At 59.8% G+C, this 21,268-nt stretch carries 28 protein-coding genes; 5 read left to right on the top strand and 23 right to left on the bottom strand.

The window, feature by feature from the left end:
• Positions 1 to 7: 7 nt before the first annotated feature.
• Complete coding sequence (locus BGIM_RS62865; protein ID WP_020470395.1) at positions 8 to 154, bottom strand: hypothetical protein; 147 nt, start codon at positions 152 to 154, stop codon at positions 8 to 10.
• A 598-nt stretch (positions 155 to 752) separates the two neighbouring features.
• Here BGIM_RS62865 and BGIM_RS0114020 point away from each other — a divergent pair.
• From BGIM_RS0114020 to BGIM_RS0114040, 5 genes are all read left to right on the top strand, one after another.
• Positions 753 to 1,592: a hypothetical protein gene (locus tag BGIM_RS0114020; RefSeq protein ID WP_040888865.1), complete on the top strand. Its 840-nt coding sequence runs from the start codon at positions 753 to 755 to the stop codon at positions 1,590 to 1,592.
• Between the two features lie 109 nt (positions 1,593 to 1,701).
• A complete protein-coding gene (locus tag BGIM_RS0114025; RefSeq protein ID WP_020470398.1) occupies positions 1,702 to 2,115 on the top strand; it encodes a hypothetical protein in 414 nt (137 codons plus the stop codon).
• A gap of 36 nt (positions 2,116 to 2,151) precedes the next feature.
• On the top strand, positions 2,152 to 2,589 hold the full coding sequence (locus tag BGIM_RS0114030) for a nucleoside deaminase (protein WP_020470399.1): 438 nt from the start codon (positions 2,152 to 2,154) through the stop codon (positions 2,587 to 2,589).
• Positions 2,590 to 2,652: 63 nt separating this feature from the next.
• Positions 2,653 to 3,033, top strand: coding sequence for a hypothetical protein (locus tag BGIM_RS0114035; protein WP_157368979.1), 381 nt, complete (start codon positions 2,653 to 2,655; stop codon positions 3,031 to 3,033).
• Positions 3,034 to 3,069: 36 nt separating this feature from the next.
• Positions 3,070 to 3,675 carry a hypothetical protein gene (locus BGIM_RS0114040; protein WP_020470401.1) on the top strand — a complete coding sequence of 202 codons (606 nt, stop codon included), beginning with the start codon at positions 3,070 to 3,072 and terminating at the stop codon, positions 3,673 to 3,675.
• A gap of 66 nt (positions 3,676 to 3,741) precedes the next feature.
• Here the strand turns inward: BGIM_RS0114040 and BGIM_RS0114045 are convergent, their stop codons facing one another.
• From BGIM_RS0114045 to BGIM_RS50290, 22 genes are all read right to left on the bottom strand, one after another.
• On the bottom strand, positions 3,742 to 4,554 hold the full coding sequence (locus BGIM_RS0114045; RefSeq protein ID WP_020470402.1) for a HEAT repeat domain-containing protein: 813 nt from the start codon (positions 4,552 to 4,554) through the stop codon (positions 3,742 to 3,744).
• Between the two features lie 152 nt (positions 4,555 to 4,706).
• Complete coding sequence (locus tag BGIM_RS0114050; RefSeq protein WP_020470403.1) at positions 4,707 to 5,186, bottom strand: hypothetical protein; 480 nt, start codon at positions 5,184 to 5,186, stop codon at positions 4,707 to 4,709.
• 628 nt (positions 5,187 to 5,814) lie between these two features.
• Positions 5,815 to 6,939, bottom strand: a complete 1,125-nt coding sequence (locus BGIM_RS0114060) for a leucine-rich repeat domain-containing protein (protein WP_020470405.1) — start codon at positions 6,937 to 6,939, stop codon at positions 5,815 to 5,817.
• A 251-nt stretch (positions 6,940 to 7,190) separates the two neighbouring features.
• Complete coding sequence (locus tag BGIM_RS0114070; protein ID WP_020470407.1) at positions 7,191 to 8,018, bottom strand: hypothetical protein; 828 nt, start codon at positions 8,016 to 8,018, stop codon at positions 7,191 to 7,193.
• Positions 8,015 to 8,359: a helix-turn-helix transcriptional regulator gene (locus BGIM_RS0114075; RefSeq protein WP_020470408.1), complete on the bottom strand. Its 345-nt coding sequence runs from the start codon at positions 8,357 to 8,359 to the stop codon at positions 8,015 to 8,017. The genes BGIM_RS0114070 and BGIM_RS0114075 overlap by 4 nt, the downstream gene beginning before the upstream one ends.
• A 143-nt stretch (positions 8,360 to 8,502) precedes the next feature.
• Positions 8,503 to 8,898: a DMP19 family protein gene (locus BGIM_RS0114080; RefSeq protein ID WP_020470409.1), complete on the bottom strand. Its 396-nt coding sequence runs from the start codon at positions 8,896 to 8,898 to the stop codon at positions 8,503 to 8,505.
• A 216-nt stretch (positions 8,899 to 9,114) separates the two neighbouring features.
• Positions 9,115 to 9,639: a hypothetical protein gene (locus BGIM_RS0114085; RefSeq protein ID WP_020470410.1), complete on the bottom strand. Its 525-nt coding sequence runs from the start codon at positions 9,637 to 9,639 to the stop codon at positions 9,115 to 9,117.
• Between the two features lie 84 nt (positions 9,640 to 9,723).
• Entirely contained in the window at positions 9,724 to 10,743 is a 1,020-nt protein-coding gene (locus BGIM_RS0114090; protein WP_020470411.1) for an NHL repeat-containing protein, read from the bottom strand.
• Between the two features lie 51 nt (positions 10,744 to 10,794).
• Positions 10,795 to 11,727, bottom strand: a complete 933-nt coding sequence (locus tag BGIM_RS0114095; RefSeq protein WP_020470412.1) for a catalase family peroxidase — start codon at positions 11,725 to 11,727, stop codon at positions 10,795 to 10,797.
• 274 nt (positions 11,728 to 12,001) lie between these two features.
• Positions 12,002 to 12,358: a hypothetical protein gene (locus BGIM_RS0114100; protein WP_020470413.1), complete on the bottom strand. Its 357-nt coding sequence runs from the start codon at positions 12,356 to 12,358 to the stop codon at positions 12,002 to 12,004.
• 274 nt (positions 12,359 to 12,632) lie between these two features.
• A complete protein-coding gene (locus BGIM_RS0114105; RefSeq protein ID WP_020470414.1) occupies positions 12,633 to 13,658 on the bottom strand; it encodes a Nal1-like putative serine protease in 1,026 nt (341 codons plus the stop codon).
• 36 nt (positions 13,659 to 13,694) lie between these two features.
• A complete protein-coding gene (locus BGIM_RS0114110; protein ID WP_020470415.1) occupies positions 13,695 to 13,952 on the bottom strand; it encodes a hypothetical protein in 258 nt (85 codons plus the stop codon).
• Positions 13,953 to 14,282: 330 nt separating this feature from the next.
• Complete coding sequence (locus BGIM_RS62870; RefSeq protein WP_020470417.1) at positions 14,283 to 14,534, bottom strand: hypothetical protein; 252 nt, start codon at positions 14,532 to 14,534, stop codon at positions 14,283 to 14,285.
• A gap of 35 nt (positions 14,535 to 14,569) precedes the next feature.
• Complete coding sequence (locus BGIM_RS0114125; RefSeq protein WP_063607890.1) at positions 14,570 to 14,767, bottom strand: hypothetical protein; 198 nt, start codon at positions 14,765 to 14,767, stop codon at positions 14,570 to 14,572.
• 18 nt (positions 14,768 to 14,785) lie between these two features.
• Positions 14,786 to 15,292, bottom strand: coding sequence for a dual specificity protein phosphatase family protein (locus BGIM_RS57435; protein ID WP_157368982.1), 507 nt, complete (start codon positions 15,290 to 15,292; stop codon positions 14,786 to 14,788).
• A 48-nt stretch (positions 15,293 to 15,340) separates the two neighbouring features.
• Positions 15,341 to 16,201: a hypothetical protein gene (locus BGIM_RS0114135; protein WP_020470420.1), complete on the bottom strand. Its 861-nt coding sequence runs from the start codon at positions 16,199 to 16,201 to the stop codon at positions 15,341 to 15,343.
• Positions 16,202 to 16,451: 250 nt separating this feature from the next.
• Positions 16,452 to 16,754 (bottom strand): hypothetical protein, encoded by a 303-nt coding sequence (locus tag BGIM_RS0114140; RefSeq protein WP_020470421.1) that lies wholly within the window; start codon positions 16,752 to 16,754, stop codon positions 16,452 to 16,454.
• 43 nt (positions 16,755 to 16,797) lie between these two features.
• Complete coding sequence (locus tag BGIM_RS0114145) at positions 16,798 to 17,178, bottom strand: hypothetical protein (protein ID WP_020470422.1); 381 nt, start codon at positions 17,176 to 17,178, stop codon at positions 16,798 to 16,800.
• Positions 17,179 to 17,456: 278 nt separating this feature from the next.
• Positions 17,457 to 19,229: an RNA polymerase sigma factor gene (locus tag BGIM_RS57440; RefSeq protein ID WP_162136250.1), complete on the bottom strand. Its 1,773-nt coding sequence runs from the start codon at positions 19,227 to 19,229 to the stop codon at positions 17,457 to 17,459.
• Positions 19,230 to 19,389: 160 nt separating this feature from the next.
• Positions 19,390 to 20,340 carry a hypothetical protein gene (locus BGIM_RS0114155; RefSeq protein WP_020470424.1) on the bottom strand — a complete coding sequence of 317 codons (951 nt, stop codon included), beginning with the start codon at positions 20,338 to 20,340 and terminating at the stop codon, positions 19,390 to 19,392.
• Positions 20,341 to 20,481: 141 nt separating this feature from the next.
• Positions 20,482 to 20,739: an acyl carrier protein gene (locus BGIM_RS0114160; protein ID WP_020470425.1), complete on the bottom strand. Its 258-nt coding sequence runs from the start codon at positions 20,737 to 20,739 to the stop codon at positions 20,482 to 20,484.
• A 71-nt stretch (positions 20,740 to 20,810) separates the two neighbouring features.
• A complete protein-coding gene (locus BGIM_RS50290; RefSeq protein WP_020470426.1) occupies positions 20,811 to 21,254 on the bottom strand; it encodes a TIGR03067 domain-containing protein in 444 nt (147 codons plus the stop codon).
• Between the last annotated feature and the right edge of the window lie 14 nt (positions 21,255 to 21,268).

Consider the following 21,268-nt stretch of genomic DNA (forward strand, 5'->3'; position numbering starts at 1 on the left):
TTGCCTCTTATGTCACGATTCGCGTTCCCAAGTAGATATTGGTGAACGGGCCGAAGTTGTCCGTCAGCGATTCACCAAGAATACCCGAGTAGAGCACGTTGCCGGAGACGCGAATGTTGGAGGTGGCGCCAATGAACAACTGGTCGGCACCCATCGCCGTGGTAATGTGTTGACTCTTCTCTCGAAACGCACCAAACCCACCGACAACCTCTGAACGAGTTCGATGGGTTTATTGCCAGCACTCCCGAGGGAGTGGGTATGGGCCTGCCGGGAAGCGGTGGCTTCATCTCGGAAAATCAAATTCCTCACATCGCCGCTTTCACTCCGAATATCCCGCCAATCGTTTGATAAGCGTTCGGCCGTTAGCACGCGAAATCGTTCCGGTGTGATTCTGTTTTGGCGGCATTCTGACAGGCCGGGATTTTGATTCAGGCGGCGTCTGAAGAGTGCGAAAACTTCTTGAAACTTGATTTGCCAGACGGTTTCTTGATGCTACAGTTCCCGGCGTTGCCTTGGACGCCAACCCATTCAGGAATTCAACGGCTCCAAGCGCAACCCGGCCGTCATGGAGGCGGCTCCGGAACACCAAATCCCCTCGGTTGGTTCTGTCGGCGAAACGATTCTCTCCCGTCACGATGACGCATTTGGGCAATTCATCCCCCACGATGAAGCTGGTGCGTCACTTCCATGTGATCGCCCGTTTCACTTCTCGATAGGGGTTCTTCATGTCTCGTTTGCGCAATGGTTTTTTCATGTCTCGTTTGCGTCCGAATCTTGAATTACTGGGGGACCGGGAGGTTCCGGCGGTGCTGTCATCGGCCTCCGCCGGCGTGCTGTTTGTGAAGGGGGACGCGCACGCCAACCAAATCTTGGTCGCGGCCGATTCGACCGGGCAAATCACGGTCAACGGGGTGGCCGTCGCCGGGGCCACGCGCGACAGTATCGGCCTGATTAACATTCAGGCCGGCGCGGGTGACGATTCCATCACGCTGGATCGCAGCCTGAACACGGTGGACGCCAACGGCGTCTTGCTTCGCTCGCCGGATTCCAAGGTGTACGGCGGGGCGGGCAACGATTACATCAACATCCAGAATGGCGGCATCGTCGGCGGTCTGGCCGGGGTCATCAATGGCGTCGTGGTGGGGCCGGTCGTCGGCAACAACCTCACGGAAGGGGGCGCCGGAAATGACACCTTCATCTCTGGCTTCGGCAAGGACACCTTCCTCGGCCAGGCCGGGAATGACACTTATGTTTGGAATCCCGGCACGATTGACGATCACTTCGACGGCGGCGCCGGTTGCGACACGGCCACCATCATCGGCAACAGCAACGCCAGCGACGCTTTCGCGTTGAACGTCATCAACAAGCATCTGGTGTTCCAGCGAACCAATCTGGTGAACTTCACCGTGGTGATGGACCATGTCGAGCAGGTCAATCTTAATCCCGCCAGCGGCGCGGACACCGTGGCCATCGGCGACCTTCGCGGCGTCGGCCTCAAGAAAGTGCAAGTCTCCGTCGATGACCCCGGCGACAAAGTGACCGTCGCCCCCCAAGTTCGCGGCATCACCGTTGACATTGTTTCCGGTCAATAAGAGACGCCGGCCCGGTTTCATTTTTTGGAGCCGGGCTTTCGATGTGTTGGTTCCAACCGTATTTTCAATGAGGAAGTGTCTGGCGTGCTGACGCGCAAAGGCGGGGCCGGTGAACATCTATTTTCTCTACGACTTCGAGATTCCCGCAAGCCTCAATCCGGCTGGCACATTGGATCGGATTCGCGAAGACTTGCGGGCGTACTTTGAAAGCCGCGGATGGGACAATTATGGGATGGGCGCGCTGGGCGGCAGTCTGCATCTTTACGGAGATGTCAGCCGGAAGAACCGCCCGGTGACCGAGCAAGACCGGCTGGCCTTGGGGGAGTGGGCGCGAAATCAGCGGTTCCGCGGCACGGTGCGGCTGGGGGCGGTTGAATCCGGAGACAGCCATCTTCGGAAGATCACCGAATGGGTGTTCGAGGTGGACAATCTCTCCGAGGCCGAACGGGCCGAGGCCGACGCCCGTGATGCCGAACTCCGTCAACGGGTCGAGGCCGCGAGGCGAAAACCGGCTTCTCCGTGAATTTCATTGAAGCAAGACAAGGACAGGAGGCGCGGCGTGGACCTTTTCATGGCGGCGGCGATCGCGGAAGCGGAGGCGGGACTTGCCGAGGGGGGCATCCCAATCGGTTCGGCGCTCGTGCATCAGGGAAAGATCGTGGGACGCGGGCACAATCGCCGTGTTCAACGCGGGAGCGCCATCCTTCACGGAGAGATGGACGCCCTTGAGAATGGCGGGAGACTGCCGGCGTCCGTCTACGGAGAGAGCGTGCTTTACACCACGCTCTCTCCGTGCGCCATGTGTTCGGGCGCGATTTTGCTCTACCGTATTCCTCGGGTTATTGTCGGCGAGAACGTGACGTTCATGGGCGAGGAAGAATTGTTGCGGAGCCGGGGTGTGATCGTCGAGGTGCTTCAAGATCCTCGCTGCATCGAGATGATGCGGCAATTTATTCTTGAGAACCCCACACTCTGGAACGAAGACATTGGGGTGTGATTCCGAACGGACGGCATCCATCTGACAACCCGAAGATTGAAACCGCCTTGCCGGTGAAAGCGAGTGTCACCCGTGGAGCGGTCGGTCGAGTGGTTTGTGGCGATCACGGCGTTTGTCATTGGCTTGTCCCACTTGTTGCGGCCGAAGGATTGGGCCGGAGCGTTTCGGCAGTTGCACGCCTGCGGCCGGGCGGGGGCGTTTGTCAACGGCGGGGTGAGTCTGGCTTGCGGCGCGGCCATCGTGGCCGGGCATGGTTCCTGGGCGTGGCCGGGGGCGGTGCTGACCGGGTTTGGGTGGTTGCTGGCGGCCAAGGGGCTTATCTGTTTTCTCGCCCCGGACAAGGCGCTCCGGTCGATGGCACGAGGCGGCGATTCACCTCGCGGTTTTGTCATCGGAGGGGCGTTGCTGCTGGCAATCGGCGGGGGGGCTTGTTACTGTCTTTGATCGGGCTTCCGAAACCCGTGGGAATGGGGAAGTTTCATGTCGATTCGTGTGCCAACATCCTTGATGCTTGCCGGGTTTGTCGTGACGCTGTTTGCCTCGCGCGCCGAAGGGTACATTCACTTCCCGCCCATGACCATGCAGAAGATGTGCAAGGATTCGTTTCAAATCCGATTGTTGAAGATCGTGAAGCACGACAAGGAAAAGGGAATTATCGTCTTCGAGTCGGCGGAGACGTTCAAGGACAGGCCGTCGCCCATCACATCGTTCAAGCACGTCATTCGCCCGGAGGCCAAAGACGTGAAGCCGATCTTTGACTGGATGGGGAACGGAAAAACAGCGGTGGCGTTTACCCTGGAGGGCATGAACCGCGAAACCCCGGTCGGATTCGGGTATGTCTTCATCGACCGATATTGTTATTCGGTCGATTACAACAGCGAAGGAAAGTATTGGCTCCTGATCCGCGCGGAACCCGGTATGTCGGCCTGCTTCCACGGCGCTGTCAAGGAACTGCAAGAAACCATCAAGGCCGTCTTGGAGGGAAAAGAGATCAAGGTTCCGGTGAAGGAACCACTTGAGAAAGAAGATGCCGACAAACGCCGGAAGGAGATCAACGACATTTTGAAGATCAACCGGAAAGATTAATCCGGGGTGACCACGGCGCTGCTTAATATCGCGAACCGGTCGGCCTTGGTTTCCCGGCGAATTGACTCATGGCCGGGGCGCCGCCTTCGGGGCGGTGATCTCGTTCACCACAAAGTTGGCCCAAGACCGGACTTCGCGGTCGTCATCCTTTTGGGCGGCGAGGAGTTCCGGCGGGGCCGATTTCAATTTGAGGAAGCGGAACGCCACCACGCCGGACACCCGCTCCGGGGCTTCCCGGCTTTTTAACCGTTCATAGAAGGGTTTGAGGAGCTTCTCATCCCGAGTGATCTGGTACAACGCCTGAAGCCGGGCGTCGGCCAGCGATTCGGAATCTTTTGTGTCGGCGGCCGGAGACAAGGCTCGCAGGATGACCGCGGCATCATCGGCCGATTTGGGGAAGCGGGCCGCCAGTTCGGCGATGGCGAATGTGGCTGGCCGTCTCGCGCTGGACCGCCCTCCGATATCGCCCATCAAGATGTCCGTCGTCTTGTCCGATTTGGCGGCGGCGCCGAGCGCCGCCAACGTCTTCTCGGAGCCGAGATGCCCGAGGGCGACGGCCGCCTGGCTGCGAATGCCGGCATCCGAATCCCCGGTCAACACGTCCGTGAGGAACTTGTCGAGTTCGGCGCCGGACAGCGGCCCGATGGCGTCCAAAACGACCCGCCGCACGTTGGGGTTGGGTTCGTCCTTCATTGCCTTGGCCAGAACGGCCGCCTTGCCCGCATCGGTGGTTTCGGCAGCCAGCGACTTCTTCAACGTATCGACAAGTTTCTGCCGCCGCTCCCCTTCCTCCCGAATGGGAGGGCCACCCCGCACCTGCCCGGCAACCGGAGTGAAGAGGAACAACGCCGCCGAGACGATCACCAGACATGCTTTCATTGAAGTTCTCCCGGACGGCCCCTCCGTCTCTCGCATGACAGGATGCCAGACACTCATTCGACGAGAGAACGACCCGTTTGGTTTGATACCGCCCTTGCGAAACCACGAGTGCCGGGCATCAAACTCTCCGGCCGTCCTCACGGCGGTCGGGATCATTGATCGACAGTCCTGCCGTAATATGATCGCACTTCAACTTCTACGAAAGCCCGGAGTTGTTCGGGGGTGAAGCCCGCCTCGGTCGCGGCCCGGCAAGCTGTTGTCAAAGCCCAGCCTGCTTCGTGATTGCCGACGGAACTTGTCGCCGTTCGGAGCGCCCACCCGAGCACCCCGTGCGGATCAAATTCCGGCGGTTCGTCGCAAAAGATCAGGGCACAGAGATGTTCAAATCGTTCGATGGTCGGGTCGTCAATCCATCGACAAAGTAATTTCAAGGCGTCTGATGCTTGATCGCTGACACGGGGAGTCACCTGTAATACCGCCCGAGCGACGGCGGCCGCCGCGCATACGCACAACACTTTGCCGAGGATTGCATTCCCGGCCGCCGATTCCAGCCGCCCGCACCACCCGAGATCGATCGCCGGGGCGGTGAAAACAGCAGCGACGTTTGATGGAGTCCATTCGGCTTTCATCATTGTCGCGACTCACGATGCCCCCGCCGTCGTTCACCGGAATGAGGCGACGAAGCAGTCACACGAGACCTTTTGCCCGCAAGATCGCCTGTTTCGCCTGTTCGCTCCGTGCCACTGCCTTGGCGAAAAATTTTTGCTGTCGTCGCCGTTGGCCCTGTGTTTCGTGTGGTTTTCCCGGCCACCATCGGCGTCGGATTCTGTCATCGATGCAATCCCGACGGATGTGATTCTGCAACCGTTGGAGCGCTTCCGCCATCGGCTCGCCCTCGCGGACGACAATCTTTTTTCCCACTGCAATGCGTCTTATACGGCTGACGCGACACCGGTTGAAAAATCTGCGTTCACTGACGAATTCATTCTAAGCGATTGAGCGGGGGCAATGCTTGCTTTTTGGATTACGAATCATCCCGATGAGTTGTGCCATGTCCGAGCTTGAAGCGTCAGCGAGGGTCGTGCTTCCCGAATTCATGCGTCGCGGATGGAGAGGACAGGTGGCCGCACCGGCCCAAGTTTGGCCCCTGTTGACGCTTCAAACTCGGATATGAGACGATACCCGGCCGGGGCCGATGACCCGGTCAAAAGATAATATCCGACCCAAACAATACACCCGGCCTGCGTTGGAAGAAGTCGTTCATTTGTTGAACTTGATTTGACAGCCCGGCAATTCCCTTTGAAGTTCCCTCACCCCGGTGTCTGTCACCGAACTGCGGATAATCACCAGTGTTTTCAGGTCTTTCAGGGGAGCCAGCGCTTTCAAGCCTTTGTCCGTCACCTTGGTGTGGATGAGCGCCAGCCATTCCAGGTTTTTCAGTCCGGTCACTCCCGTCAGGCCCGCGTCGGTCGCTTTCGGGCCGCTGAGGCCCAAGCTTTTCAAGTCTTTCAACGCGGCCAGATGCTTCAAGCCCTCATCGGTTAACTGGAGGCCGCCCAGTTGCAGCGAATCCAATTTTTTCAGCCCGGCCAGTTCATCAAGGCCAATGCCGGTCACCTTCGTGTCGCCGAGCCAAAGTGATTTCAGGCTTTCCAGTCCGGTCAGATCCTTCAGGCCGACGTCCGACACTTTGGTGTCGCGAAGGTACAGGTATTGCAGACTTTTTAGCCGCGTCAGTTCCTTCAACCCCGCGTCTGTCACCTTTGTGTGGTCCAAATCCAGTGATTGGAGGTCTTTCAACGCGGCCAGATCCTTCAGGCCGGCGTCCGACACTTGGGTGCTGCTCAAGTGCAATTTTTGGAGCGTTTTCAATCCCGCCAGTTCCTTCAAGCCCGCATCGGTCACCTGCGTCGAGCCAAAGTTCAATGATTGGATTTTATCCAACGCGGCGAGATCCTTCAGGCCCGCATCGGTCACTTGCGTGTTGAAAAAATTCAACGACCGCAGGTTTTTGAACCGGACCAGTTCTTTGAGGTGGGCGTCTTTCACCGGCGAGTGGGTCAGGTCCAGCCCGAACGGCCCGGCCGGGTCTGGCAGTCTCGACAGAATGTCTTCTTTGAGGGCCACCATCCGGAAGCACGGCAGATCACCCGGCTTGGCATTCTCCTTTTCAACAAACCAGCCCATGTCGGGCGCGCTGGCGCGCATCACGCCGAACTCAAACCCGGCGTCTTTCCAAGCCGCCACGACTTCCGGCGTCAATTTCGGCGGCCCGTCGATTTTTTCCTGTCCGCGGATGGCGGCCGGCCAAACAGAGGCCATCACCATCACCACCCAGACCAACGCTCCCGCCCGAGTCCTGCCAACTTGTACGTTGGATTGCATCGCTGCCTCGTTCGGTCAAAAATGAGGGGCGCTCAGAGAAGATATTTTTGGCGGGGGGGTGCCGGCCATTCTCCCGGCCCTCACGGACCGATGATGATAAATCGGCCTTTGAAATCGGAATCACAGAAACGCGCCGGGTTTTGCCGCCAAAAACACCCGGAACCGGCGTTGAATGTGCCGATGACGTTGAGCAGGAAGATTGGGCAAGAAGACTTGGCGGCCGACCGCGACTTTGTCAGGGATGAGCGAACTCACAAAGACGGCCCGAGCGGCAGGCTTGACCATTCCGCGTGATGCCAACGCCGTTCGGCGGCCGAGCGGGCGAAAATCCATGCGCAGAACACAGAGGCGGCCGCCCAACCGCCCGTGAACGGGGCGACGGCGAGGCTCATGGCCAGATAGTCCCGGCCTGTGGGCTGGGCGGGCCAATTGGCGCTGATGTGCAACAGAGTGAACAACGCGAACAGGCACAAACCGCCGCCGGTCATTGCCACCCGTGTCGCCGGTTCGGCCCAAGCCGAGGCAAACGACCGAATCAAGCCCGTTCGCCGCCGGTCACCGAGCGGGGGGCCGCCCCGGAGCGATCTCTCCATCCAACACATCACCAAGGTGAAGCCAGCCAGGACAAAGGGCATTTGAAACACCCACAGGGGCAAGAAATCCCGGCCGGAACTGACGGCGAGCAGTTCCTCGCGCGACCACGCGCGCACCAAGCCCGCCGCGAACAAGGCGATGCCGAGCAGTGCCAGGCAGACTGCTGCCCCCACCCAGATGAACCGGAAGGCTCCCCGCCACTTCGACTCTCCCGGCCGGCCTTCCCAGAACTGCAAGAGGCCGTCGCCGACCGGAACCGATTCCTCCAATTGGTTGGTCACCTCGGCGGGGTTCCCGAACCGCAACGCCGTGCGTTCCAAGGCGGCTTGGTCGCCACCGGGCTTGGCCGATTCTTCTTCGTAGACACCGCTGACATGGGCCAGCAGTTCCTCTCGCATCTTTTGCTTGCGGGAAGAACTCGCCCGAACGGGCCGCACGGCGCGTTCGACGATGGTTTTCAATTGAATCCGTGTGGTGTCGTTCATGCCGACGCCCCCAGAATGCCCCCGAGAACTTTGACGAATTGCCGCCACTCCACCCGTCCGGCGTCGAGCTTGCGCTGTCCCTTGGCGGTCAGCGTGTAAATGCGTCGACGGGCGCCTTTCCGGCCGTGCGTTTCCGTCTCCCAAACCGCCTTGACCTCGTCGGCCGCCTCCAACCGATATAGGGCCGGATAGAGCGATCCTTCCTTGAGCCGCAGCAACCCGCACCCGGCCTCCTCCAACCGGTGCAAGATCTCCAGCCCATGCGCCCCGCCCCGCTCCAGCGTGGAAAGGAGCATCGCCTCCAGATGCCCGCGCAGTTTGTCGCCGTTGATGGGTTCCATGCCTTAATACTAGACAGGCTATAAATAAAAGCAAGAAGACTTTTTCGAGGTTCCGGCGAGGGCCGCCGGATAACAAAATTGGTGTCTGGCGAAGGAAGGTTTTTACATGATTTGAATGAAGGAGGATCAGCCGCCAAGTTTGGTCAGTCTCTTTCCGATACCATTCGCCGCAACTCTTCGACAATTCCGGTTTGATGGGATCGCCAGTAAACTTCTTCGATTGGCGGGGAAACCGCCAGAGAGACGGCGTACGGATCGGCTGCTTCTCCGATTAACAGATCCACTTCATCCATGAACTGCTTCAGTCTCGGCAAGTTCTGGCTCTCGGCGGCCGTCCGCAGGCTCCGCCATTGTTCGATTCCTCGATTCCCGAAATACTGGCTCACTCCTCCGTTGCGCGTCTCCGTGTCGAAGAGCCAAACTTCATAGATCAACTGCTCTTCCGGAGTAAGTGTCTTGTGACCGCAATCAGCCATCTTTTGCACCACGCGGCCGCCAGCTTCGGTGAGCCAATCCTCCAAATCCCACGGCATGAACATTGTTTCTTTTCCTCTATCTGCCCAACTCATGTCCTCACGGGTTTAACCATCTTCCCGCCAGCCAGTCTCTATCGCATCGCTTGGAGTTTCGGCCGTCGGCCAGCAGTCGCGAGGAACACTCCATACGCGAACCACAATGACCTCGGCTTCATGGAGGATTCTCTGGCGTGTGACGGCACACTCAACTTCGATAGGCGGGACGGCGTTGACCAGTTCTCAATCCGGCCAGATGCTTTTGAACAAATCATCCGGCGGGAGCAATAGTTTCGTTTCGCTCTTTTTCGCGGCATCGACCCAGCTTTGCGGAAACTCCGGGTATTTGTCGGGCTTTTGCCCGAACAGGTTGATCTCCATCGCGAAGCCCGCCGGGCTTTTCACGAGATCGAGGGCCTCGATCATGGCGAGTTCCTTCTCGATCAGCCGCAGAAGTTCGTCCGGGGCCTCGCCCCCGATGGCCTCGCACCAAATGCGGGTTTTCTTCTTCGACTTGATGCCGACGGCGATCAACAACCCCTTTGCCTTCGGCTGCTTCTCCTTGGCCAGAATCTCCCCCAGACGTTTCTCCAACGCCTTGATGTACGCCACCAGAGGCATCACATCTTTTCCAAATCGACTCTCCAGTTGAGGGATCGGCACATACAGCCGCAGTTGGTTCAAGGCCGCCGGTTTGGCTTCTTCGGCCGCAGCCACCGAAGTCAGGCACAGCATCATTCCCGCAAGCAATCCGAATCGAAACGCCATCAGTGTCCCCCGTTTTACCGCCATCGACTAGGCGGCCAAATTGTCGCTCACCATTAATCGTGTTGGATTGAATCCCAATCCTTTTCAACGCGGGACTTCAAACTTCTGAATCCGGTGGTTGAACGAGTCAACAACGTACAGGCTTCCCGTGCTGTCGAGTGCGAGGCCGTGCGGGGCGAAGAACTGGCCCGGTTTGGTTCCCTGTCCCTCGGCGAGGCCGCGCAGGTATTTCCCCTCCGGGCTGAATTGCTGGACGCGGCCGCTCACAGCGGCGACCCAGAGGCTTCCGTTTTTGTCGAAGCCCAGCGAAACCGGCCCCTGCATTTTCACCGGTTGGCCGAACCCCTCGAAGCCCCCGCCGAAACTGCCCACCTTCTTCTCGTTGTCGCCCCAAGCCAGCAACGGTTTCCCCAGCGGAGAGAATTTCTGCACGCGGCCATTGGCGGCCTCCGTGGTCCACACATCACCGGCGGTGTCAATCGCCACAAACTGCGGGCCGCCGACGCGGGAGATTTTGCCGGCCTGGCCGCCGAATTGGCCCGGTTCGTTTCCGTGCTCGCCCCACTTGCGCAGGAACTTCCCGGATCGATCAAACACCTGCACCCGCTGGTTCGTCTGGTCGGCAACATAGACTTGGCCTTCCTTGTCCACGGCGAGACCGCCGGGGCAATCAAACTCGCCATCGCCAGTCCCGGTTTTACCCCATTGGGCCAGCAGCTTGCCATCGGGGCCGTGTTTCGTCACGCAATCTTTTGCCAGATCTTTGTTCTTGATGGAGGCGGGGAAATGACTGATGTAAAAATTCCCGTCACGGTCAACGGCCAGCCCGCCGGGGTTTGACGGCACCGCGAACTGGCCGAGAAATCTACCCTGCCGGTCGAATTTCTGAACGCGACTGTTGTAGTGGTCCGTGACCAGCAACTCGTCGGCCGCGTTGACGGCGATGCCGATGGGAAAATTAAACTCGCCCGGCTTGTCCCCCAACTTGCCCCACTCTGCCAGAAACCGAACCGGCTTGGGTTCCTCCGCAATGCCCGAGGGCACGAAACCCAAGATCAAGCAGAAGATGATGATGGGCCGACGGCCGGACAAAAATGAGAGCATGTGTCCGATCTCCGGGTTTCGCAAAGGCGGCCTCATCTTCTAACCCCTTCCTCACTCCGCCGCCTTCCTTCTTCGGCGGCCGCTCAGCAGATAGATGTCGGAGCGGATGTCGGTCAGCGGATCGCCGGCGGAGTCGATTCCGTCCACACGGGGGACGGGATCGAAGATCAGTTTGCGGTGATCGGGGGCCAGTTCGTCCACCCGTTCGGTGAGCGTGATGGTTCCGAATTCGACTTCGCTTCGGGTGGCGGGCCAGCTCTTGGTCGAGTCAGCCACTTCGTCACTGGCTTCGGCCAATTGCACGAACACCTTGAACTCGGCCGGTCCGTTGGCCAGCCGCGCGGACATCTCGGCATCAAGGAAGTCGGCCGTCTTTTTCGCGGCTTCTTCCGGGGTGAGGAATTCGGTTCCGGCGGTCGGACGGATGCGGAAGCGGCCGAACCGGCTCTCGCCGGCGGCGTTGATGAACTTGAAGGCGTTCACGGCGAAATACGCCTGCCGGGCGAAACTTGAGGGAATTGGCTTGGGGGCTTCGACAAAGGCTTTCGCCGACGGGTGGGCGCCGAGGAAGGCCACGATGGGGGGCGGCGTCGGGGCCGTCGGGCCGCTGGCGAGCGCGGCCTTGAGGAATTCAAGAAACTCCTCCCCTGTGCGGACCGGGAAGCCATCGTGCGAGTGGGCGACGATGTCCGTGTGGGTGTGTTCGGCCAGATGAAACCGGACGGCCATCCCCTGCGGCCCGGCCCCCGCCGGATCGTTCTCGGCGAACGAGGGAATGCCCGAGGCAATCGAAAACCTCACGGTCACCGGGACTGACGCCCGGTTCGCATGCGGCGCCTTCGTGAGACCGGCGGCCGAGGGCGCCGGCACAAACGTCCCCCCGATCATCACGCCCCGCGCATGAACCGGCCGAAACCCCGGGTGGATTCCCCCGCCCAAGGCGTCGAGGGCATCGAGCAAATCGGCGACGACTTCCTTCGACATGTCATTTTCTCCGCATTTTTTGCAAGTGAAGGGAACAAGAGGGCAACTCCGGAGGTGGCGCCGCCCCGAATGCCGGCTATGAGTTTTGTACGTCCGGATGTCGCCGAATGGTGATAATTATCGGACGAATGCGACTTGGGGAAACTGGCGAAGGATGATGTCCCGAGCAGCGGTGGCGATTTGTCAGTCGTCCCAAAATGACCGGTCGTGCCACGATTGGATCAGAAACCACGGAAGGCCCCCGGTGTCAAGTTCTCAACGACTGGTCTCGCCTTTACACACCAAATCCTTGCGTAAAACCCTTCGACCATTTCCGGCCGCCGCACATCGGGCAGCGTTTCCGGCTGACGATCAGATACTCTATTCGCTCCAGCAAGAAGCCGAAGAACCACATACCGCCGAACATGAGAACCGGCGTCAGAATCAAGGCGACTCCGAATACCGGCCAGTTAAAGCCGACTGGTTCAGCGGGCGCCGGCGGAGGCCCGATCAACATCCGAATGACCCGTGTGACCGCCCCCAAACAACAGATGGGAAGAGCCATCAGAAATAAGAAATACAATCCGCACGACGCCGTCGGCAGACACCCGCGGGCCTCGACATGCTGACATAGCTGGCAACGATACATCATTCCGGCGCCCTCTCGCAAAATCTTGCCGGCGAAATGCCCCTCACGCCGACACCGGCTCCGTCAAAACCAGCCACGGACCCAGTCAGCCAGTCTGGTCAGGATTTCTTCGGGGAAAGGTTGGGAATTTTATGCGGCCGGAAGAGTAATCCATCTTGTCTGGCGACGCCCCGCGAAGATTAATTTCACCAACGCCGGACGGTGGAGTCAATCATATCCCAAAGGAAAAACCCATCAGCAATTGCTGATGGGTTTGGGGGATTTGTCCCGGTGCGGATCACAGAAGGGTGCAATTCAAGGCGGACAGCACGGCCTGAATCGGGCAGGCATAGGTCTGGGTGCCGTTTCCGGCGTAGAGCAGGCCGACCACTTCCCCGGTTGTGCTGAGAATCGCCGAGCCAGAGTCGCCGTGATCCGAGAACATGGTGCCGTTGTCCCCGACGATTTCAAATTGCTGGTTGAACCAGCAGTTGCCCGGATCATACGGGATCGGGCCGACCACGGTGCCGATGGCGGTGATGGTGCCGTGCGTCAGCCCGGTTGTCCGGCCGATCTTGAACACCTTGTCGCCGACTTTCGGGGTGCCCGTCCCGTGCGGAGCCACTTGATGACGGGACGGCAGATAAGTTTGCGAGAACGCCACGCTGGCGGTCAGCGCGGCCACCGCCGCGTCCACGGCGTTGAAAACGACATTGCCTTTCGCCGGGCGGGCATTGTTCGGGCTGGGCTTGAGGGCGACAAAGTCGGTGAGCGTGGCGGCTTGCTGGGCGGAGGAAAATGTCAGACTGCCGGGATGGAGAATCCGGTCCTTCCCCTTGATGCCGCGATTTTCCCCGGCCAGCACATGGTTGTTCGAGAGGATGGCGTTCGATCCGTCGGCGAGTTTGACGAAGCAGCCGAGGGTGCCGATGATAATCAGCCCCTGCCCAAGCGCGCCGGCTTTGCGCTGCCGGTCGTCGTCGTCCACATTCTGAATTTGGAGGCCGCACACGAGCGGGGTGGTCTGGCTTCGCTCGGGAATGAAGCTGGCCGCTTGAATGTGCGGAACCTGGAAATGGGCCTCGATGTCGCTGGAGACGGTGTCGATGGTGACCGGCACCTTTTTGATCGCCTTCAGCGGCTTCTTGGCCGCCCCCGCCATCGCGGACGCGGGCACGATCTTGGCCGCGTTTTTGACGGCCTTGAACCCGAACGCCTGTTGATGCCGCGCGATCCCGACCGCCTGAATCTGCGGATCCGAATCGAACAATTCATTGACGGCGGTATCGAGCACGTCTTCACACGATTGATACGACACACCCATGCCACGAACTCCCCTGATAGAAGAGTGCGGGCGTTGTCAGTCGGGAGAAATTGCCTGCGTCCCCCGGTCGATCGGCACGGGCCGGACGAAGCTTCCCTTGACAACGACCGGCACCTTGACTCCGTGAATGTCCACCGCCGTCGGAAAATGACTCACATCTTCCGGCTCGACCCGCAGCAGAAACGCGGGCGGGTTTTCGGTGACCCCCAGCGCGTAACCGCCGTCGTAGTCGCCCACGATCTTCTGGTGGGTTTCCGGCTGGTCGACATAGCTCATCAATTGTTTGGCGTTCATCGGTCACTCCTTCAGCAAGGACGGGCAACCATTCATTATAGCGTCCGGCGGACGAGGAATTCTCTTGTCCGCTACTGGCCGGGCCATGCGGAGACGGATTGTTGACTGGTTGAAATCCACACCGACGATGAACATGTTTCGATTGTTGGTTTCGCCGCCCGAGGATTGCGAGTCCGTTGGCGGCGGCTGCCTGTTTCCATCGAAGATTACCGGCCGTCAACCGCCAACGCAAGAACTAAATTTTCGGATTTCAAGGGCCAAACAATCATGACTTTTGGCCGGAACAACCCGCATGAGGACATGACCGGGGGAAGACGAACGATCTCGCGATTAATCAGCCTCCTCGGTGATCCTCACGGCCGACAACTCGAACGGGCAGCCTTCGCAGTAGCCCGCGGCCACCATCTTCCCGCCGGCCTGCCACAGCAGCTTTGTTGCTTCTTCCAGAGTCGGTTCTTTGTCAAACTCTTCGATGACTTCCACTTCGCTGTTCATTCGGAGGTCATGGCACAGAACCATTCCCGTCAGCCGGTATCGCCGTTTGGCCGGGGGAGTTTGGCTGCTTCGAGATTTGCCACCCATATGACTGTCTCCCTTCGGCCGGTGATGATGTTTGGTCAGGACCGTCGTTGTTCTTGCTCCGCCCAGTACATCTGTTTGTGGCCGCGAGCTGTAAACTTTTGGACGAGTTTCTCCGCCTCGACCAAGGTCAGGTGTTCCTGGACGATGAACGTGTTGCCGGTGTCGTCAATACGCCATACCGCCCATTTCGGCGATTCGGTGTGGCTTTCGGATTCAATAGCCGGTTCGCTCATCGTCTCCATGCCTTGGAATCAGTGCGAGTGTTCCCACTCCAGGAGAAGTTGTAAGAACGCCGGGTGCGGACGGACGCCCGGCCGGCGTGACCGGAGGAATTCCAGCGTTTTGTCGCGGGGCCAATGCTCCCGCTTCATCAGATACGCGGCCATGACCATGCCGCTGCGGCTCACCCCGTTGCGGCAATGAACAAACACCACACGCCCGGCCGACCGTTCCGACTCGATGAACGCGACCTGTTCCCGCAGCCAGTCCAAATCCGGCGCCGGTTCGGCATCCCGGATCGGCGCCCATTTGTACGATCCGACGTGGTATGGGTCTTCTGATTCGCACAAGTTGAGAACCGCCCCGCAACCGGGCGGCGGCTCCGGCACAAACCCGCCAAGCCACAGCCCGTCCTCAATCAACGAATAATTTGGCGCCTCACGGGTGATGCGGTCTGCGGCCACATGAACAACGACGACGACAATGGCCGCCACGGTGATCGCGGCCACGGGCCAAAACCGCCGCCAATTCTTTGGCACGATCATCTCCGGGACCTGACGGCCGAGTTCGGTTATCGGGCCATCATATCACGGGATCGCCGAGCCGGAACTTAGTTTCAGGGACTTGGACTTCGCGTCGTATCCCTCGAACAGGCCGCCGGCGGTGATTGTCTTCCCGACTTCGGGGGGCTTGGTGTATTCGGTGACTCGCATGGTCACCAAGACAGAGGCCCCTTCCGAGCCGGCCAGCCGGAACGTGCCGGTGTCCCCGTTCTTGGCGCTTTCGGTCACCTTGCCTTTGAGAAGCAAAACCGCCGGTTTTTTACCCGACAGGCCGTGCTTGGCGAGGGCGGCCGTCTCGTCTTTGACGAACTCGGCCGTCACGTCCGCCGCCGACCGCACGGGAGTCGGCTCCGAACCGGCCCCCAAGTCGGTCACGGTGCAGTTCGTAATCCCGACCACATCGTTCGTCATGTTGGTCACATATCCGATCACGCGAACCTTGCGGCCAAGGGGCAGCGCCTTGGCCTGCTCCTCCCCGCCCGGCGCGGGGACGCAGGCCACCGCACATGGATCCGTCGAGTAAGGCCGTGGCACGCCCGACAATGCGAACTTCACCGGCGTGGTCGGGAACTTGTCCTTGGGCACGGGCACGGTCACCCCCTCAACCTGGACCACCTTGTGGAAATACCTCTCGCCGGTCCCGGCGACGGCTTCTTGGGCAATGACCTCGGCAATCACCGTGAGTTCCGGCGGGGTTCCGGGGGGCGGTTCGGGCCGGGACGCTTTGGCTCCGGGAGGCAGCGGCTGGCCGACTTGCCACGACTCGACCTTTTTCCAAGTTTTGGTGTCGGCGGCGGGAGTCGATGCCGACTTCTCCCCGCACCCGGCGGCAAGAAGGCCGAACAAGCACACACAACGGCCGATGGTCGTCAAGGGGATGCGCATCGTCATACCTTGCATGAAAGGGGGCAAAAACCAGAATGTTTGTGTTTGCAGTCGCGCCGATCAAACAACGGGCGAGTACCCGAGGCCGGAACAACCCGCCTAATCTAGGGGGGCCAAGGGGGCGGACAACTTTACGCATGAAAACTTCACACGGCCCTGATACTGGCGTGTGGGAGCGTATGAAAACAGATGGCGAGGCTGAATCTGGTCGAAATGACTTCGGCCATTTCACGACGACGGCGAACGCCGGTCAATGACTTTGATTTGTTCTGGCGACCGGCCGTGATCCGCCGGCGAGCCGCACGATCAACATCAACGGGACAGACAGCAATAGGCCGGCCGTCACCCCGATGGCCGCGCCTCCGGCAATCCACCAGCCGACCCAGCCCGCCGGTTGGGGGTCCACGCCAGCCTGCGGGCCAAACGGACCGTTCACGAAATCATATCCGATGCAGAAAACATCGCCGAGCCATGCCCCCAGCGTTCCCCCCGCCGCCATTCCGACCCACACAAGCACGGGAATCTTTTGCCATCGGGAGTCTTGCTTTGCCACAAATCATCTCCTTGCCTGACGATCAAGATCACCGGCAATTTTATCAGGCTTGGTTACCGCCCAGCCATCGACGCAGCCTCACCCAACGATATCGCCAGCCGACCGGCGAAGCCCCGACTTCGCGGGCGATGGCCTCGAAAGCGGGCAAGTCCGTCTGATGTTTGCCATCGAGCGAGATTCCCCCCGGGCAAAAACATCGCATCAACAACCAGTCCGATTCACCGACCCGAAGCGTCCAATATTCCTTGCTTTCCGCTTCTTCTCCGCCATAACGGTCAATCACTTCGGCCCGAAACCTCTGACACAGCCACCCGGCCAGCCGAAGAAACTCGGCCCGATCACGATCGCGGGTGAAGAAAATGCTTGGCGCCCATTCGCGGCCAAAACGGACCAAGCCAACATACGGAGAATCGACCTTCGCCATCGACCTGCCTCCCGTCGCCGGTCAGGCGGCCGGAACAATTTCCTTTCATCTTCACCGTCTCAAACCTGTCTGTCAAAAGCATTTATTGGAGATGAAGCTTGAACGGCTGTGAAGCCGCGACGCGGAGTCTTCGGAGCGGAGCGCGGACTGGAACGCCAAGTTGACAAGGAGCGATTTCCAATGGGTTCCAATCCGCGCTCCGCTCCGAGGACTCCGCGTCGCGGCTTCACGGACTTTGTTCATCCAGATGTCGGTCAAAAGAAGCTCTGCCCCAATCCTCACTTCCCGTCTTTTTCAACAACAAGCACCCGGATTTTTCGTTTCTCGATGGTGAACGTCAGGCCGGTTTGCTTGGCGACGTTGTCCAGCACGGTTTTGTACTCGTGGTCCTCGGCATCTCTGGCTTGGTCTTCGCCCAAAGTCGGCACGAGCGGCGGCGTGGTGCGGACGTGCATGGCATAGCTCACGGTCTCGTTCGGGGCATGAGTGGCCTCGGACACAATGCGGCGGCGAACGAAGCCGCCGAGGTCGCTGAAAAACCTTCCCATGTCGCCGCTGCCGCCGCCTCCGCTGTAGCTCCCCTTGATTGCTTCCTTGGCGTAGACCTCGATGTGATTTGCGGCCCGCCCTTCCAGCGGCTTGATCTTGAGTGTTCCTTTCGCCACCACCACTTCGCGCTCGACCTCTTTGAACGCCAGCCGCACGGGGAGTGTGCATTCTTCGCGGAGGATGCCTTCCAAGGCGGACATCAGTTTCTCCATCGGGGCGTCCTGGCGAAACACAAAGTCCCCGGTGATTCGTGTGTCAAGCAGTTGTTTGTTCGCCTCCACTTCTCCCATCGGGATGCCAATCTGCCACATCACGCCAAAAAGCGACCCGTCGCCTTGGTTGAAGCCCCACATATGAAGCTCCCCGTTTGTTTCCTTTTGATGGACGCGGAGAGCCATGCTGATGGGAATCTCTGAGTTGACCGACACCAGTCTCGGCGAGTTCTTGATGTACTCCGCTCGGCATTCGGGGAATTTGGAAACTCGCTTCAAGACTTCGCCATCCGCCAGACTATAAGCCTTCACGAATTCCTTCATCCACGGCGACGTTTCATCCTTCGGCTGTTCCGGGGGCGGCGCGACCGGCTTGCCCTTGTCGGCTGGCGATTTCGGTTGTCGCGCGACCGGCGGCCGATCCCCCTCCTGACCCGTGGCGGCTCGAAACGTCATCAGGGCGGCGCCGCCGATCATCAGGCAAGCCAGCAGCACGGCCGACATACTCTTCAGTTTGCTCAAAAACATGGCCTTCAACGCTCCTTCCGTGAGGGCGGCGACCTTGGACGAGATTACTCCCGCCGTCATCGGCCCGGCCGCAACGTGGGTTGCGGCGCTGATCGTGGAAATCATCACCGAGTTCGGCAACCCTGCCAACGTTATGTTCTGCGACAGCCCGGCCAACGCAACGGCCGACAGGGCGACGCCCCGCCGGGTGAGCCGTTTCGCCAGCATCTCCCTTGCCCGCGCCAGCCGCCCGGCCACCGTTCCCTCCGGTGCCCCAAGCTGGCGGGCGACCTCCTTCCGGGTCCGTCCCTCCAGATCGCACAGGACGATAAGCGCCCGGTATTTCTCCGGCAAACGGCTCAACTCCTGATCCAGCAGAAACGGCTCGTCGGACCAAGGCTCCGGCGGTTCGGCCCCGACATCGGGCATCTCGCTCACCGTGGCCTCCCGCGCCCGCCGTCTGGCGGCCGTCCGTTGCGATTGCAACGCCGTTTGCCGGGCGACCCCGTGGAGCCAGTTGCCCACCATCTCCCGTGGCACAATGGAAGTTGCCTTGCGAACGAGAACAAGGAAGGTGGCTTGGAAGGCATCCTCCGCGTCGTGATGCGGAAGCCGACGACGGCACACGCCCCACACCATCGGGCCATGCCGCCGGACAAGGGCGTCGAATGTCACCCCGTCCCGGCGTTCGATGAAGCACCCGAGCAAATCCCCGTCGGTCGCCGTGGCCGCCTCGTCGTGTGACAGTGCGGCCCGGCGAAGCGAGAGAACCAATTCGCTCATCCGGCTGTTCGCCATACCCATCCCTCGGCGGGCGACATCAATCGCCCTTTGCCTCTGATCCGCCGCCGGGCATGGATTTGATACGCGATTTTTTGGAGAAAGATGGATTGAGGGTCTGAGGCCCGGAAGCGGGCAGACAACAATGGCGCTGGCCGCGTGTTTATTCGTCAAACGCTTTTTGGGCGTTCTCCAGCCGGTCAAAGGGCGCCCAGTTTCCGTTGTAGATGGCCCAGCTTTCTTTCATCGGGAAACCTTTCGGATAGGCGTAGACGCCTCGCTTCGGGTCTCGCCCCCAGCGGACGATCAGATCGCCCTTTTCAAGCAGGCGAAGAACCTCCGTGTGCCAGTAATTCCGCACCATGTGTTTCGCGATTTCGTCGGCGTTGGCGGGTTTGCTCGTCAACAGCGGAGTCAGATTGCCGGCGGTAAAAAATCCCTGCGCCGAGACACCGACGGCCTTCTTGTCATGGGCGGCGAAGGTTTTTGGCTCGCCGGGGTCGGGCTTGCTCTGCTCGATGAGGTCAGCGGGGATCGTTGCGGCGGTCAGAACGATCGCCTCCAGTCGGGCGAACTCCGGCGGGCCGGCGTAGTGAAACCCCTTGCCATCGAAGCGGACATATGGCCCGCCGATTTGCGGTGTTTCTTTCCAGTGCGCCCAGACCAGGCGGTTGGCCGATTTTCCCCAAGGAAGGACCACTTCACCGCGTTTCAACGCATCCATCATTTCGGGATGCCCCTTGAGCGGGGCCAAGTCCAGTTCATCCATTTTCGCCGGGAAACGGTTGCCGTTCTTCAGGACATAGTCGCGTACCGGAGTCATGATGGCGGCCGCGGCTTGATAAGCGACGTTTCGTCTGGCTCGCTCCTCGGCCTGTCCGGGGTAAAAACTCGAAATCACTTTGCCATCTTTGACAAACACCGTCAATTTTGTCTTGCCGCTGATCCAGACATATTTTTTGGTATCCTTCGATTCGGACGACACTTCTTGCGGCGGTCCGAAGACATTCGCCAGCTCGGACTCGGCAAAATCTGGCTGCTCCAACCGGACGTAACCCGCCCGGCTCAGGGCCTCCGGTTTGGTGTTCGCCTTCGAGGGCGCCGGCACGGCCATCTCCGGGGAAGACGTCGATCGCGAATTCCGGCCGCCGCAGCCACAAGCCAGCAAGAAAAACGCCGATAGCGCAAGTGTCAGAAAGGAGCGACTGAATCGCCTCATGGATCTCTTTCCCCAATTGGTGATTGCTTTCCCGTTTCAATCAGCGCCGAGATCTTCAATGAAAGAACTGGATGGATAGATTCGCCCGTATTCCACCGCGAGATGATCGGCGATGATTCTTCTTATCTTCAAGGCCACCGCCGGGTTGGTTCCGGGGCGGCATCGCGCCATGAACTCTTCGTCCGAGATGGGGGGAAACCGTTGTTCAAAAGCTTGGTCGCGTTTGACGGCCATGATGACGACGATGATGGCAAGCAAAGCAAGAGCCGACACGCAAATTATCAACGGGGCCATCGAATCTTCCTTCCAAGTGTGTCAGCCTGTCTTCATTCTTGCGTTGGGTCAACGAACTGCCATCGGTCTGTTCACGGTTTTTCGCGGATGTAGGTCACGAGAAAGAGTTTCGTTCCGGCCTTCGTCTTGAATTCCTCGGGCCGGGCTTTGCCTTCGAGGTCGTAGCAGATCTTGAGCGAATCGCCGGACATCTCGTAGATGGCGAGGAACATCTTGCCTTTGTTTGGTCCCTCGGTCCCTTTCACATCAATGGCTTTCGGGGTTTTCGCCGGGAATAAGGTGATGGAGCCGCGATCTTCGGGACTGTTGGATTTCAGCGTGTATTTGCCATCGGCGAGGATGAGCTTGAAGTTTTTAATAATCTCCTCGGGCAATTTCTGCCCCGCCAGTTCGGCGGTCGTCATCAACCAAGCGCCTTCGATTAATTGTGCGTCTTCCTTTTTAGGCTCGGCCGCCCGGCCGGAGTTTGCCGCGAACACCATCAGCGTTGTCAGGGCCGTTAAAAGCAATTTCATGGAGGAGCCTCCTG

The sequence above is a fragment of the Zavarzinella formosa DSM 19928 genome (assembly GCF_000255705.1).
GTDB classification, from domain to species: domain Bacteria; phylum Planctomycetota; class Planctomycetia; order Gemmatales; family Gemmataceae; genus Zavarzinella; species Zavarzinella formosa.

Coding starts and splice junctions, on each gene's coding strand:
- BGIM_RS0114125 (WP_063607890.1), bottom strand. CDS start 14,767: ATGAGCGAACCGGCTATTGAATCCGAAAGCCACACCGAATCGCCGAAA.
- BGIM_RS0114045 (WP_020470402.1), bottom strand. CDS start 4,554: ATGAAAGCATGTCTGGTGATCGTCTCGGCGGCGTTGTTCCTCTTCACT.
- BGIM_RS0114160 (WP_020470425.1), bottom strand. CDS start 20,739: ATGGCCCCGTTGATAATTTGCGTGTCGGCTCTTGCTTTGCTTGCCATC.
- BGIM_RS0114075 (WP_020470408.1), bottom strand. CDS start 8,359: ATGGAACCCATCAACGGCGACAAACTGCGCGGGCATCTGGAGGCGATG.
- BGIM_RS57440 (WP_162136250.1), bottom strand. CDS start 19,229: ATGAGCGAATTGGTTCTCTCGCTTCGCCGGGCCGCACTGTCACACGAC.
- BGIM_RS0114050 (WP_020470403.1), bottom strand. CDS start 5,186: ATGATGAAAGCCGAATGGACTCCATCAAACGTCGCTGCTGTTTTCACC.
- BGIM_RS0114105 (WP_020470414.1), bottom strand. CDS start 13,658: ATGGGTGTGTCGTATCAATCGTGTGAAGACGTGCTCGATACCGCCGTC.
- BGIM_RS62870 (WP_020470417.1), bottom strand. CDS start 14,534: ATGGGTGGCAAATCTCGAAGCAGCCAAACTCCCCCGGCCAAACGGCGA.
- BGIM_RS0114100 (WP_020470413.1), bottom strand. CDS start 12,358: ATGATGTATCGTTGCCAGCTATGTCAGCATGTCGAGGCCCGCGGGTGT.
- BGIM_RS0114135 (WP_020470420.1), bottom strand. CDS start 16,201: ATGCGCATCCCCTTGACGACCATCGGCCGTTGTGTGTGCTTGTTCGGC.
- BGIM_RS0114090 (WP_020470411.1), bottom strand. CDS start 10,743: ATGCTCTCATTTTTGTCCGGCCGTCGGCCCATCATCATCTTCTGCTTG.
- BGIM_RS0114095 (WP_020470412.1), bottom strand. CDS start 11,727: ATGTCGAAGGAAGTCGTCGCCGATTTGCTCGATGCCCTCGACGCCTTG.
- BGIM_RS0114060 (WP_020470405.1), bottom strand. CDS start 6,939: ATGCAATCCAACGTACAAGTTGGCAGGACTCGGGCGGGAGCGTTGGTC.
- BGIM_RS0114155 (WP_020470424.1), bottom strand. CDS start 20,340: ATGGCCGTGCCGGCGCCCTCGAAGGCGAACACCAAACCGGAGGCCCTG.
- BGIM_RS0114145 (WP_020470422.1), bottom strand. CDS start 17,178: ATGGCGAAGGTCGATTCTCCGTATGTTGGCTTGGTCCGTTTTGGCCGC.
- BGIM_RS0114080 (WP_020470409.1), bottom strand. CDS start 8,898: ATGTTCATGCCGTGGGATTTGGAGGATTGGCTCACCGAAGCTGGCGGC.
- BGIM_RS0114020 (WP_040888865.1), top strand. CDS start 753: ATGTCTCGTTTGCGTCCGAATCTTGAATTACTGGGGGACCGGGAGGTT.
- BGIM_RS0114070 (WP_020470407.1), bottom strand. CDS start 8,018: ATGAACGACACCACACGGATTCAATTGAAAACCATCGTCGAACGCGCC.
- BGIM_RS0114085 (WP_020470410.1), bottom strand. CDS start 9,639: ATGGCGTTTCGATTCGGATTGCTTGCGGGAATGATGCTGTGCCTGACT.
- BGIM_RS0114040 (WP_020470401.1), top strand. CDS start 3,070: ATGTCGATTCGTGTGCCAACATCCTTGATGCTTGCCGGGTTTGTCGTG.
- BGIM_RS50290 (WP_020470426.1), bottom strand. CDS start 21,254: ATGAAATTGCTTTTAACGGCCCTGACAACGCTGATGGTGTTCGCGGCA.
- BGIM_RS62865 (WP_020470395.1), bottom strand. CDS start 154: ATGGGTGCCGACCAGTTGTTCATTGGCGCCACCTCCAACATTCGCGTC.
- BGIM_RS0114110 (WP_020470415.1), bottom strand. CDS start 13,952: ATGAACGCCAAACAATTGATGAGCTATGTCGACCAGCCGGAAACCCAC.